The organism is Pseudoalteromonas sp. T1lg75, from assembly GCF_002964705.1.
Classification (GTDB): Bacteria; Pseudomonadota; Gammaproteobacteria; order Enterobacterales; family Alteromonadaceae; genus Pseudoalteromonas.
In genome coordinates this window covers 109,535-122,325 of the sequence record NZ_PQCD01000053.1, presented here as the reverse complement: position 1 = coordinate 122,325, position 12,791 = coordinate 109,535, and the positions used below count along the sequence as shown (strand labels likewise).

Sequence of the window (12,791 nt, the reverse complement as noted above, 5' to 3'; positions counted from 1 at the left end):
AATTGTGTTGTTATGGGGGGCATCGCTCATTACTCAAGACCAGGGCAGTAAAATTACTTTCTCTTTGCTGCTATTTTGTTCTATTTGTTGATGCGCCATCCCGGCAGCACTTAATGGCATACACCTGTGTGCCAATGTTAACCGGCCCTGACAATACCAAGAGTAAAGGCGTTGCAATTGCGCGGCATTTTTCACTACCAACACGCCCATGCCTTTTACACCCTGTACCTTTGCCGCGGCAATAATCTGCGCCTGTGACAGGGTCGGAACCGTCACTATCACACTGTGTGCGCTCAGCCCTTGCAGGCAACGCATACCCACTTCCATGCCCACCACATCAAGGAGGTAACGTTTGGCCGGCGCAGTAACGAAATCATCATAGCTTATTTGCTCAAAACGCTCCGCCAATCCATCGGGTAACGGACTGCGGGTAATGGCCACAACGCGGTAGCCCATATTGGCGGCAATTTGCAATGCCAATGACCCCACGGTGCCATTGGCGCCGTTGATATACAAAGGCTGGCTTTTCGGACACTCGAGCTTATTGATGGCTTGAAATGCAGTCAGACCCGCAAGGCATAGACCGGCCAACAGGGGATCTGCATTCGCCTTATCAACTTTGATCAACTCATTGCGGCGCGCCTTGGCATACTGCGCGTAGGTGCCAGGATGCGTTGCAAAGCCCACCATGCCCATCACTAGGTCGCCATTGCTTAAACCAGAGACCTTGTCTCCACAGTCAACCACCTCGCCGTAAAGGTCATAACCCAATACCAAGGGTAAGTTGTGTTTGTTTTGCTCTGCAGCAAAACCAATACCGGCACGGGTTTTTACATCAATGGGATTAATGGCGGCACTGAGCACTTTTACCAATACTTCATCCTCGGCAATTGTAGGGTATGCCACCGAGATGGGTTTAAGTGCTCCGGGCTCACCAAAGGCCTGGATAGCCATGGCTTGATAGTCGCGCGTCATAAGCAACTCTGTTTGTTCGATTTCTTATTACATATATTGACATTACCGCAGCACAGAGACAATAAAAAAGGCGGCCAAAAACAGGCCGCCTTGTTATGTCTTATAAGATTGTACTTATTTACTGGTAAAGCTAAAACCGTTTTCATCCGCATCAATGCAGATGACATTGCCCGTTGTCAACTCACCGGCGAGTAATTTCTGCGCCAGCGGGTTTTCAATGGCCTGCTGAATGGCACGCTTGAGTGGGCGAGCACCATACACAGGATCAAAGCCACTTTCAGCCAGTTTTGCCAGCGCCTCATTGGTTACCTCAAGAATGTATCCCTTCTCGGTGAGACGCTCGTACAGTTTTGCCAACTGAATATCGGCAATCTGCTTGATATGTTCACTTGCCAACGGATGAAAGACCACGGTTTCATCAATACGGTTGATGAACTCGGGGCGGAACTGCTGAGCGAGTACCATCATCACCTTCTCTTTCATGGCCGCGTAGTCGTTTTTACTCGCTTCCTCTTGGATCACATCCGAACCCAGGTTTGAGGTCATAATGATCACCGTGTTCTTAAAGTCCACGGTACGCCCCTGGCCGTCTGTTAAGCGACCGTCATCAAGCACCTGGAGCAAAATATTGAATACATCCGGGTGTGCTTTTTCCACCTCGTCGAGCAAGATCACCGAGTACGGACGACGACGCACGGCCTCGGTCAGGTAACCGCCTTCCTCGTAGCCAACATAGCCTGGAGGCGCACCGACCAAACGGGCGACGGAATGTTTTTCCATAAACTCGGACATGTCGATGCGCACCATGGCATCTTCGGTGTCGAACATAAGCTGAGCTAAGGCCTTAGTTAGCTCCGTTTTACCTACCCCGGTTGGCCCTAAGAATAAGAAGGAACCAATGGGACGATTGGGGTCGGCCAATCCGGCACGAGAGCGACGAATGGCATTGGCCACCGCGGTTACCGCCTCATCCTGACCTATGACCCGCTGGTGCAGCTCTGCTTCCATTTGTAAGAGTTTCTCGCGCTCACCTTGAAGCATTTTCGCAACGGGGATACCTGTCCAACGCGATAAGATTTCGGCAATTTCATCCTCGCCAACCTTGTTACGCAACAGACTCATGTCTTGCATCTCGGCTTGAGATGCCAGGTCCAGCTTACGCTCAAGCTCAGGGATACGACCATATTGCAGCTCCGACATACGTTGCAGATCGCCTGCTCGACGAGCCACTTCCAGATCCAAACGGGCCTGTTCAAGTTCCGCCTTGATCACTTGGGTACCCTGCAGCGAGGCTTTTTCTGCGTTCCACACCTCGTCTAGCTCGGCATATTCGCCTTCCAGCTCTTTGATCAGCTCCTGCATTTCTTCGCGGCGCTTTTGTGATGCCTCGTCCTTTTCCTTCGCCAACGCGTTGTCTTCCAGCTTCAGCTGAATAATACGACGCTCGAGGCGATCCAGCTGCTCTGGTTTTGAGTCTATTTGCAAACGAATCGATGAACCGGCTTCGTCAATCAGATCAATGGCTTTATCCGGTAACTGGCGGTCGCTAATATAACGATGCGATAAGTTTGCCGCGGCGACGATCGCCGGATCGGTAATTTCCACCGAGTGGTGCAACTCATAACGCTCTTTTAGGCCGCGTAAAATGGCAATCGTGTCTTCAACGCTGGGCTCATCCACGAGAACCTTTTGGAAGCGACGCTCAAGGGCGGCGTCCTTTTCAATGTATTGACGGTACTCATCCAGGGTGGTGGCACCGACACAGTGTAACTCACCGCGGGCCAACGCCGGCTTCAGCATATTACCCGCATCCATGGCGCCATCGGTTTTACCGGCGCCGACCATGGTATGGATTTCATCGATAAAGAGGATCACCTGCCCCTCTTCCTTGGCCAATTCGTTGAGTACCGACTTTAAACGCTCTTCAAATTCACCGCGATACTTAGCGCCGGCCACCAGGGCGCCCATGTCCAACGACAACACCCGCTTATTTTTAAGGCCCTCGGGCACCTCGCCATTAATAATGCGCTGCGCCAAGCCCTCAACGATTGCGGTTTTACCGACTCCGGGCTCACCAATAAGCACAGGGTTATTTTTGGTGCGGCGTTGCAACACCTGCACGGTGCGGCGAATTTCTTCATCGCGACCGATCACAGGATCTAGCTTGCCTTGCTCGGCACGCTCGGTGAGATCTATGGTGAATTTTTCCAGGGCCTGACGGGTTTCTTCGGCATTGGGGTCATCCACTTTTTGCCCGCCGCGCAGGGCCTCGATGGCGGTTTCGACCTTGCTGCTGCTGATGTTCAGCGCCTTAAAGATATCGCCCAGCGGGCCCTTGTCGTCACAAGCGGCAAGAACAAAAATTTCGCTGGAAATATATTTATCCTTACGCTTTTGCGCGTATTTGTCGCACAGGTTAAGCAAGGTGACCATGTTGTTCGACAACTGCACATCGCCGCCAACACCTTCGACCTTAAATATTTTTTCAATCGCCTGTGAAAGCTTGGTATTGAGTTCATCGGCACTGACGCCGGCTTGGGCAAACAAGGCCCGCACGCTCGAGCCGCTTTGCTGCAGCAGCGCATACATGAGGTGAACGGGTTCAATAAATTGGTGGTCGCGCCCTAATGCCAAAGATTGGGCATCGGAAAGCGCTTGTTGGAATTTACTCGTAAATTTGTCTAAACGCATGTATCTGTTTCCACTAAATAGTTTGATTACCTATTTAATGGGTGCAGGATGGGAAATGTTCAAGTTGGGAATAGAAATAATTGGTTATTATTTGCGCCAGATCACACTTGCCATGCGCCCGGTTTGCCCATCGCGACGATAGGAGAAGTATTGCTCGGCCAATGAATAAGTGCATTGCTGCGCATCGGCAATAGAGGTCACACCAAGGCCTTGCAGCTTTTGTGTTGCCAGCAAGGATAAATCGGCGAGAAATTTTTCGCCATGAGCCTTAAAGGCAGCTTCGTGGGCACCATCAAGAGCCAGGAATTGCGCTCTGACCTCGGCACCGACCTCAAAGGCCTTTGGCCCAATTGCCGGCCCAAGCCACGCGGATATCTTAGCGGCAGGTGAATGGAATAAGGGAATAGCCTTTTCAATAATTCCCCCTTGCAAAGAGCGCCAACCACAGTGTAAGGCGGCAATTTCTTCACCATCATCACTGGCAAGTAATACGGGCAGGCAGTCTGCGGTCATGATCGCAAGTGGTGTGTGAGCGCAGCGGGTAAACAAACCGTCAGCCTCAATATGAGCGGTGTCGCTATTATCGACCAGGGTATGAATATGGATGCCGTGAACCTGCTGCACAAAATGCGCAGGAGCAGGTAAGTGGGCATTCAGTAAGGCACGATTTTGAGCCACGTGGGAGGTGTCGTCACCGACATGTTCACCCAAGTTAAAGCCTTGATACTGGCCAAGACTAACACCGCCTTGACGAGTGGTTTGCAATGCACCCACTTGCGCGGGTGCATGCGTGGCCGTTGGCGCAGCAGCAGGCCAGTTTGGTTCGAACAGGCTGGATTTAATAGTCTTCGTGACCATTTAGCTGAGTGTCCAGACGCAAGGCTTCGGTCAGTGCAACCATGTCCTCGGGCACAGGTGCCTGCCAGCGCATTTGCTCACCGGTGATCGGGTGCGCCAATTGCAGCTTAATCGCATGTAGGGCCTGGCGCTTAAAGCCACGTAATACGCTAATGAACTCTTCACTGGCATTTTTCGGTGGACGCGGACGGCCGCCATAGAAGGGGTCGCCTACCAGTGGATGGCTAATGTGCGCCATGTGCACGCGAATTTGGTGCGTACGTCCCGACTCCAGACGCAGACGCAAACGCGTATGGGCACGGAACTTTTCGGCGACACGGTAATGGGTCACCGCCGGCTTACCAAACTCGGTAACCGCCATATGGGTACGCTTGGTGGCATGACGACCAATGGGTGCATCCACCATGCCGCCTGCGGTCATGGTGCCATAACAAATAGCCTCATACTCACGGGTAAAGTTATCGCGTTTTTGTAGCGCGGCCACTAGATGCGTTTGCGCCGGTACGGTTTTAGCAACCACCATTAAACCCGTGGTGTCTTTATCCAGTCGGTGCACGATGCCGGCACGCGGCACGTTTTCAATTTCTGGACAATGGTGCAGCAAGGCATTAAGCACTGTACCATCTGGGTTACCGGCACCGGGATGAACAACCAGGCCGGCTGGCTTATTGATCACCAAAATATCATCGTCTTCATAAACGATGTTCAATTCGATGTCTTGTGCTTCATATTCACGTGGTGCTTCTAGCTGAGCTTCGATGCTAACCTGTTCTCCCCCCAACAATTTTTCTCGCGGGGTGTTTACCACCAGGCCATTCACATGCACCATGTCATCGAGAATCCAAGTTTTAATGCGCGAGCGAGAATAATCCGGGAACAATTGCGCTAAAATTTGGTCTAGACGTTTACCGCCCAGCTCTACGGGAACCTCTGCACTGAGGGAAATTTGTTCTGCCATAAGCAAGTTTTACCTAATTTACCAGTGCAAGCTCTGCTTGACTGGGTTAGAATCGCATAATTCGCATAGTTTACTCGGTTTTACCTACTTGGCCTAGCCAAAGACAACGAAGGTACCTAATTAATGATAAATAAAATAAGTAAACGGGCATTAGCTGTTATATTTACGGCCACCTTACTTAGCGCATGTTCATCGGCACCGGAAAAAGAAGAAATAGAACGCGTGCCAAATAAATCGGCGCAGGCACTCTATGAAGATGCACGCCAAACGCTTGATTCGGGCCTTTACGCCCGCGCCATCGAATTACTATCGGCCATTGATGCTCGTTATCCTTTTGGCCCCTTCTCCAAACAAGTACAAATGGACCTGGTCTATGCCCATTATCAAACAGGCAATACCGAACAGGCCCTGGCCACCATCGATCGATTCATTCGCTTAAACCCGAACCATAAAGACCTGGACTACATGTATTACATGCGAGGCTTGGTGAATATTAAGGCCGATGAGAATGCCTTCCAGGAATACTTTGGTGTAGACAGAGCAGACCGTGATGCCCAGCGCACCCGCGTCGCCTTTACCGACTTCTCGACCTTGATCAATAACTACCCAGAGAGTAAATATGCTCCCGAGGCAAAACGTCGCCTAGTATGGCTACTCAATAAAATGGCTCGCAATGAGTTAAAGGTAGCGAATTATTACTATGAGCGTGAGGCTTATTTGGCGGCCGCCAACCGCGGTAAATATGTGGTAGAGCATTTCTCGCAAAGCAGCTACTTGATCCCGGCTCTGGAAATGATGGTGAAGAGCTATGAAAAGCTAGGCCTTGATGACATGGCGGCGCACACCAGACAGACTCTGGAATTAAACAAGGATAAACGTTAAGCAGTAAATCAGCTTAACGACGATAATAAAAAATCCGATGCTCAACACATCGGATTTTTTTATAACTTAAATAGCAATTTTATTAATGTAATTGATATTAGATGGCTTGTTCATCTTCTTCTTGTGTACGAATACGAACCACGCGCTCAACATCAGTCACGAAAATCTTACCGTCACCAATTTTGCCCGTTTGTGCTGTACTAACTATGACTTCAATGGCGCGATCGACATCCTCATCGGCAAGGACAATATCCAGCTTCACCTTGGGCAAAAAGTCGACCATATACTCGGCGCCGCGATAAAGCTCGGTGTGACCCTTTTGACGGCCAAAACCTTTTACTTCGCATACCGTCATACCCGTGATCCCCACTTCCGACAGGGCTTCTCGTACGTCGTCCAATTTAAATGGCTTGATGATAGCTTCTACTTTTTTCATATTTTCGTTCTTGCACTGGCAGATGGGCCGATTTTAGTCAATTGTTGACGACGACGCAAACATCAAAGGGGGTGACTAATGCGTTAATAGTGTTAAAATTAATATAATTACACCAACAGGACGATGTAATGAAAAATCATCACCTTGCTAAGCAACGCGGTTTTACCCTTATCGAGCTTATGGTCACGATCGCCATTGGCGCCATCTTATTAGGCATCGCTTTATTCAGCACCACACAAATGACGAATAAAGAAAAAGCAAATAATTTTGCCATGGAATTTAAACGTCAGGTCAAATTTGCCCGCGCTAAAGCGATGACGACCGGAGACCCAGTTGTAATGTGCGCCATGGCTACCCCAGGCTCTGATGGCGCTTGTGCAGCAGACTGGATGACGGGCACCATCATCATGTTTTCCGATATCAACAACAATGGTACGTTTGAGAACAGTGCAGATATCTTACTGCGTTCGGTTTCGTCTCTTGTTTCTAATAGCAAGATAAAAAGCACCGCTAACTCGATTCAGTTTGATACACGAGGCCAAGCAAGTTCCAATCAAAGCTTCATCTATTGCCCGACTAGCGACAATAAATACAATATCAAGCTTGAAGTTATGCCTGCAGGAACGATCCGTGATTTGGGCAAAACCACCGAGACTTGCGATTCCTAGGAACAAAACTAAGCTTAAAGTCTGAAGGATTCACAATGGGCTTCAAGGATGAAAGCGCACACTATCGTTTATTCACATTATTCCGTCACCGGAACCACCCTTATCGAGTTAATGGTGGTTATTGCCATCACCGCGATACTTCTGAGTATCGCGCTATTTAATTTTCACGACTGGCAACTCTCTAATCGCCGCACCAATTACATGCAAACGCTACACAGGCAACTTTTAGCGGCGCGGGCGTATGCTGTCTATCATAACCAGTATGTTCGAGTTTGCCCTCACAGTGCTCAGCAATGCACTAACTCCTGGCAACAAGACATAATGGTCTTCGTTGACGAAAATAACGATGGACAACGCAACAATACCGAGCAGGTTTTACATGTTTTGCCTGCTCCAAGTGACGGCGACAACATAAATTACCCCCGTTCGGGTTTTAGTTTTAAAACAACCGGTTCTTTATCTGGCTTTAATAACGGCAGCTTTGTGTATTGCTCCGTGGCAGCAAAACTGAACCAACCGGCGATACGCCTAACTGTTAGTCCAAGTGGTCGCGTGCGCTGGCGCGAGGACAGCGATAATTGTGATTAAGGGCAAAGCGGTAATAGGAACACTAGGTTTTCAGTGTGTTTAAATCGCTTACCTATGACTTTTAGGCAAAGCCTATAGGACAACTACAATATCGACCTCCGTTTACCACCATCACCCTTTGTATTCAGCTCTGATTATGTGGCAAAGATGGACTGAACCTCTGTTCCCATTACCCCGACTCAACCAGCTGGATTAATTATCAGTACTAATATCGGCAATAGCAATTTGTCTTTATAACCTTGGCTTAATACTAGGCTACAAAAATGCCGGCTTAGCCGGCATTTATTCAATGAAATTAGGTCGTCGAAGATTAACGCAATTTCATCTTATCCAATTGACGTGCATTGGCATCGGTAAACTCATCGGTGCGCATAACGCACTGGCGAATTTCAGCTACGCGTTGCACTTGCTGGCCTGGATACTTGTGGCCCTCGGCGATAGCGGCATGGGCAGCCTGGGCTTTACTTTTTTGCTTTATTTCAACATCAATTACAGCAAAGGTGTCGTTTTCCAGCAAGGCATAACACTTATACTTGTTAAGTGGCTTTGCCCAGACGCCCGATGATATCGCCACCAACGCCGTGGCAAGTACAAATTTAGTCAATGTTTTCATAGCTTACCTCTTCCAACAAGTATCGGTATCGGCGCTACCAGTTGAACCTTTTACGCCAACCTCGTTTATGGTGAATGTAGTACACTTGGTGTCTTTTAACGCCACCCCCCCATCGGGCGTGGCAGTTATCACAAAGCTTTGACCATTTACCGTCGCCGATAGTGCATACAGCCCCGACTCGGTCGTTGTGCTTAAGCCCAAGTTACTTATGTTTGTCGTGTACTGGCGGTTATCGGCAAAATACTGCTCCTGCTTGCTGGCGGCGTCGAGCACCGCACTCATGGCTTCAGAGCGCGCACTGCTAATAACAAAGCTCTGATAATTCGGATAAGCAATAGCCGCTAAAATCCCGACTATGGCCACCGTAATCATCAACTCAATCAGGGTAAATCCGTTACGTTTTTCCATTACTGTGTGTCCTCTAGGCGATAAATGTAATTCTGAATCGTTCTAAAGCCCGGCTGTGTTGTTTTGGATGGATCGTTTTCATCGATACCAATTAGCTTGAGTAAGCCTTCGCCGTTCTCACCACCGCCATACTCTTCACCACTGCCGGTCCCACAATTTAGGCAATAAAACTCTTCTTCCACCACAAATGTAGGCGAAGGAGGAACTTTATTTCCTAAGTCGATTGTCAGCGAATTGTACACCGTCGAGGCATAATGCAGGTTAAAGGCATAGAGCAAACCATTGCCCCCATCAAGCACGCATTGTGCAAGGTCATTTTTTGTACTTGGAGTAAATGACGTAAAGTAAGCAACACCGAATAACACGGCGGGTTGAGCCAGGGACTTCTCTGTATCACTTAACTTGTACATCCAGCCATCATAACTACTCATGGTAACTTCTTGTTGTGTAAACTCAGGTGTGCCTGACTCAAGGCCTTCAAATGGCAAAGAGGAAACATCATTTAAGTGCATTGGTTTAATTGCCGCTGGTACGGGATTTGAAGCACCGTCAAATGTTTGCGTTCTAACATTCTCATCGCGCAACATATAAAGGTAATTACTCTCCACTGTTTCAAGCGGGTGAGAACGGTTACCACTGCCAACCAGTACGGCTTCAAATCGACTTTCCTGACGATTAATAACAGGTTGGCCACCAATGGTGGTTTCTGTCACCTGAGTATAAGAGGTACGGGCAACGGCTGGACCGTAATAGAAACGACGTTGCTCTGAGGCAATTTCTGCATTACTTAACTCGGCAAATTTAAAGACAGACCAGGTAGATGTATCTGCACTGGGCATATCAAAACGCCATACATTACCCCCCGTATCACTGGCATACATGCGATCCGTTAAGCCATCGTAGTTGCTGTCTAACATCGCCAGTTCGCCGACAATACCGTGGCGCCCTGCGAAGTCAACAGTGCCACCGCTAGGAACAAAACTAGCTACTAAGCTACCGTCACGAGCCTTAACCATATAAACACCCCGTCCGACACTGTCTTCTTCGAAACCTGTATCCTTGCCGGTGTCATAACCGGCACCGAACACTAGAATAGGTTCAGGCTTTTGCCATCTATTCCCTTGCGCATCGACATAGTCGTACGTATAGCCCTTAAGGTAAGTAACAACTGGCTGAGACCAGGTTTGGCCAAGTTCTTCAAATCCAGGAGAAGTAGGGTCCAATTTCCACAATAATCTGGGCGCATTGCTATTAGATAAGTCCAAGGCATAATAGGAAGAGCCACCTCGGCGCATGCCCATAATGGCCCAGACGGTATCCGTACCCTCATCGACAATGCCATTATTGTTGTTATCGATAAAATGCACGGTTGCGGTACTATCCATACCATAGACTTTTTCACCCGTGGTATTATCACGTAGGGTGGTTAAGTTACCTAACAACTCTTCCGGTATAAAACTCCACTGCTCGGTAAGCGTATTGCTCTTATCGGAAAACAGATGTAAAAAGCCGGCGTTAGTGCCCATAAGGATTTTTATTTCATCGTTAGGGTAAGTTAATGCCACTGGGCGGAAGTGCAAGGGATCACCCATAATATCCTGGCGTGTATCATTGGTTTGTTCATCATTATCATCATCATCGACATCGAAGCCACGTGCCCAATTAATCAAGTCAGTGATCTCAGTAGCTGGAACCCCAAGCTTCCCAGCAGCCACCTCTTCACTGCCATAAAACTTATTAACATTTGACGCAGTTAATGAAGCTTCTGGAATAGTTAGGGACACACCATAATCTACAAAATTAGAATATACGTTACGGTTACCTGCACTTAGCTGTGATAACACATAGTTAGCACCACCGGCACGCACGTCACCACCATCGGGCGCGGCACTCCAGAATGTAGTAGCAATGCCATTTCCAGATTTTATATTACCATTCGTATCAAGCGCTGGAGCACCATTTTTATCTACTACATTACCCTGGGATACTTTTAACTTTTTTAAGTTACCGGCCCAACGGGCACCTTCGGTGGGTAAAAACATAGCGTAATAGACGGAATCCGATGTCTGTGTGCGGTCAAAGTTATTACTGGCTACCGAAGGAGCAGTAAAAGAGGTAGATGTAGCCAAAATGGTATTCAAGGTTTCTTGAATCGCATCTTCTAGCGACTCACCATCGTCAGCAAAATAATAACGACCACCACCGGCTTGCGCCGCCTTCTCCAAAATAGCTTCTGGCGCACCATCACCAAAGCCTACCGTATAAAGTGTCGCACTTTGGATACCGCCCACATTGGTATTAATATCGTTTTTATGCATCCAATGCGCCAGGGCAGGAAGATAACTCTCATCAACAACCAAGTCACCAAACTCGTCCGACGTCAAGGTCATACCATCGAGTCTTGCGATAGCTTCATTGGCTGCTTCATCTCGTACTGGAAGGCCATCGGTAATATAAATAATACTAATATTAGAGGGGCAATCACCACGGTAGGTGAAAGGGGTAATGTAAGTCTGGGTACCATCAACATCCGTAACAATCGAGCTGTCGTAGGATGGACTATTACCTGTGTAATCAAGAATTTCACAATCATCAAATGCACTATTACGATCAGTAGCACTATTACAATCGGTGTCATCATCGCCAAATAATACCGGATTACCCGCAAAGTAATTGTAGGCTTCGAATAAGGTTTCGCAAAGAGGGGTAGCCGTTTGCGCTTCAATAGATCTAACTATATCAACGATGTTTTCATCACCGCCGCCAAAACCAGCCACTATCCGGCCACCATCCCGATCGTTTTCTGCCGGATAGTTTAGGTTATACAACATAAGTGCAAAATCGGCTTCTTGTGTTGCCCCTAGTGTCGAGCGAATCGTTTCCCGGGCGACTTCAATTTTCTGCTCTTCGGTTGTATTGACTGACTTATTAATATGCCAACGCACATAATTGGGTGTATATAGCGTTACAATCCTAGCTTGCTCAAATTCAGCTTCCATTTGCTCGCGAGAGTAGTCGCTGGGACTTGACCCACTATAGCCTAGGAATGGGTTATGGCTGCTGACATTGGCATTGCTTGGAAAGCCTTCTAGCTCATCATCACCTTGTGAGCTATAGACTTGGCCAGATTTAACTTGTAGGTACTGAGGTAAACTGGCGGTTGGGTTTTCAAACTCATTGTCGCTATCGTTATTACGAAAATCATCCAAACAGTCAACGGCGCTGTTCATATTACCGCCGTTATCGTTCTTTAAGTTTTCCCAACTTCCCCCGTTGCCAGCCTTTGAAAACTCAAGCATCTTGCCGGTATAAAAACCGTATTCGGCCAGTGCTTCTTTCGCAGCATCACACCCATTTAGCAGCATTTCAAAACGCTTAGCATCGGCTCTGGTTTCGAGATCGGTAAGGGGTATATCGTCCAATGGTATGCCTACCGAATAGAAAATATACCCTTCATCAAAGGCGTTGCTTGAACCTATGCCTTCGTATGTTTGCGCAGGGTCATAAGGAATGGCTGCTGTAACAGTCTCATTCATACTACCCGAGTTATCAAGAATAAAGAGTACCTTAGGCTTGGCACCCATAGCCGCAGAATTACCAACATAGACCTCGATATCCTCGGCATGGATTGCGGCTGGCACAGAAAGTGCGCACAGCAAAGCCAATTTATTTAGAACTTTCATGTTGTTCACCTATTAATTTTTACCAAGCATG

Annotated in this window: 11 protein-coding genes; 3 read left to right on the top strand and 8 right to left on the bottom strand. The window is 48.1% G+C overall.

The annotated features are described in order from the left end of the window. Nucleotides 1-33: 33 nt before the first annotated feature. The 4 genes from C2M36_RS13165 to rluD form a co-directional block, all read right to left on the bottom strand. A complete protein-coding gene (locus tag C2M36_RS13165) occupies nucleotides 34-975 on the bottom strand; it encodes an alcohol dehydrogenase catalytic domain-containing protein (protein ID WP_105255281.1) in 942 nt (313 codons plus the stop codon). A 114-nt stretch (nucleotides 976-1,089) separates the two neighbouring features. Further along, nucleotides 1,090-3,666: an ATP-dependent chaperone ClpB gene (gene clpB / locus C2M36_RS13160; protein ID WP_105255280.1), complete on the bottom strand. Its 2,577-nt coding sequence runs from the start codon at nucleotides 3,664-3,666 to the stop codon at nucleotides 1,090-1,092. Nucleotides 3,667-3,753: 87 nt separating this feature from the next. Next, nucleotides 3,754-4,524 carry a peptidoglycan editing factor PgeF gene (gene pgeF / locus C2M36_RS13155; RefSeq protein ID WP_105255279.1) on the bottom strand — a complete coding sequence of 257 codons (771 nt, stop codon included), beginning with the start codon at nucleotides 4,522-4,524 and terminating at the stop codon, nucleotides 3,754-3,756. Continuing rightward, entirely contained in the window at nucleotides 4,505-5,482 is a 978-nt protein-coding gene (rluD, locus tag C2M36_RS13150; RefSeq protein WP_105255278.1) for a 23S rRNA pseudouridine(1911/1915/1917) synthase RluD, read from the bottom strand. Before rluD ends, pgeF begins: the two co-directional genes overlap by 20 nt. Before the next feature lie 123 nt (nucleotides 5,483-5,605). Between rluD and C2M36_RS13145 the strand changes: the two genes are divergently transcribed. Beyond that, nucleotides 5,606-6,364 (top strand): outer membrane protein assembly factor BamD, encoded by a 759-nt coding sequence (locus C2M36_RS13145; protein WP_105255277.1) that lies wholly within the window; start codon nucleotides 5,606-5,608, stop codon nucleotides 6,362-6,364. A 97-nt stretch (nucleotides 6,365-6,461) separates the two neighbouring features. Here the strand turns inward: C2M36_RS13145 and glnB are convergent, their stop codons facing one another. Further along, nucleotides 6,462-6,800, bottom strand: a complete 339-nt coding sequence (glnB, locus tag C2M36_RS13140) for a nitrogen regulatory protein P-II (protein WP_105190133.1) — start codon at nucleotides 6,798-6,800, stop codon at nucleotides 6,462-6,464. A gap of 128 nt (nucleotides 6,801-6,928) precedes the next feature. Here glnB and C2M36_RS13135 point away from each other — a divergent pair, with 128 nt between their 5' ends. Continuing rightward, nucleotides 6,929-7,468, top strand: a complete 540-nt coding sequence (locus tag C2M36_RS13135; protein ID WP_105255276.1) for a GspH/FimT family pseudopilin — start codon at nucleotides 6,929-6,931, stop codon at nucleotides 7,466-7,468. A gap of 48 nt (nucleotides 7,469-7,516) precedes the next feature. Beyond that, nucleotides 7,517-8,056 (top strand): GspH/FimT family pseudopilin, encoded by a 540-nt coding sequence (locus tag C2M36_RS13130; RefSeq protein WP_105255275.1) that lies wholly within the window; start codon nucleotides 7,517-7,519, stop codon nucleotides 8,054-8,056. A gap of 310 nt (nucleotides 8,057-8,366) precedes the next feature. On the opposite strand, the gene C2M36_RS13125 is transcribed toward C2M36_RS13130, so the two are convergent. From C2M36_RS13125 to C2M36_RS13115, 3 genes are read right to left on the bottom strand one after another with little or no spacing between them, the layout of a single operon-like run. Continuing rightward, on the bottom strand, nucleotides 8,367-8,669 hold the full coding sequence (locus C2M36_RS13125; protein WP_105255274.1) for a hypothetical protein: 303 nt from the start codon (nucleotides 8,667-8,669) through the stop codon (nucleotides 8,367-8,369). A gap of 3 nt (nucleotides 8,670-8,672) precedes the next feature. Next, nucleotides 8,673-9,077, bottom strand: a complete 405-nt coding sequence (locus C2M36_RS13120) for a type IV pilin protein (RefSeq protein WP_105255273.1) — start codon at nucleotides 9,075-9,077, stop codon at nucleotides 8,673-8,675. Then, nucleotides 9,077-12,760, bottom strand: a complete 3,684-nt coding sequence (locus tag C2M36_RS13115; protein ID WP_105255272.1) for a pilus assembly protein — start codon at nucleotides 12,758-12,760, stop codon at nucleotides 9,077-9,079. The genes C2M36_RS13120 and C2M36_RS13115 overlap by 1 nt, the downstream gene beginning before the upstream one ends. Nucleotides 12,761-12,791 lie beyond the last annotated feature (31 nt).

Bases quoted from the DNA above. Each gene is read 5' to 3' on its own strand.
- C2M36_RS13130 (WP_105255275.1), top strand. From the start codon at position 7,517: ATGAAAGCGCACACTATCGTTTATTCACATTATTCCGTCACCGGAACC.
- pgeF (WP_105255279.1), bottom strand. From the start codon at position 4,524: ATGGTCACGAAGACTATTAAATCCAGCCTGTTCGAACCAAACTGGCCT.
- C2M36_RS13145 (WP_105255277.1), top strand. From the start codon at position 5,606: ATGATAAATAAAATAAGTAAACGGGCATTAGCTGTTATATTTACGGCC.
- C2M36_RS13115 (WP_105255272.1), bottom strand. From the start codon at position 12,760: ATGAAAGTTCTAAATAAATTGGCTTTGCTGTGCGCACTTTCTGTGCCA.
- C2M36_RS13165 (WP_105255281.1), bottom strand. From the start codon at position 975: ATGACGCGCGACTATCAAGCCATGGCTATCCAGGCCTTTGGTGAGCCC.
- C2M36_RS13125 (WP_105255274.1), bottom strand. From the start codon at position 8,669: ATGAAAACATTGACTAAATTTGTACTTGCCACGGCGTTGGTGGCGATA.
- clpB (WP_105255280.1), bottom strand. From the start codon at position 3,666: ATGCGTTTAGACAAATTTACGAGTAAATTCCAACAAGCGCTTTCCGAT.
- C2M36_RS13135 (WP_105255276.1), top strand. From the start codon at position 6,929: ATGAAAAATCATCACCTTGCTAAGCAACGCGGTTTTACCCTTATCGAG.
- C2M36_RS13120 (WP_105255273.1), bottom strand. From the start codon at position 9,077: ATGGAAAAACGTAACGGATTTACCCTGATTGAGTTGATGATTACGGTG.
- glnB (WP_105190133.1), bottom strand. From the start codon at position 6,800: ATGAAAAAAGTAGAAGCTATCATCAAGCCATTTAAATTGGACGACGTA.
- rluD (WP_105255278.1), bottom strand. From the start codon at position 5,482: ATGGCAGAACAAATTTCCCTCAGTGCAGAGGTTCCCGTAGAGCTGGGC.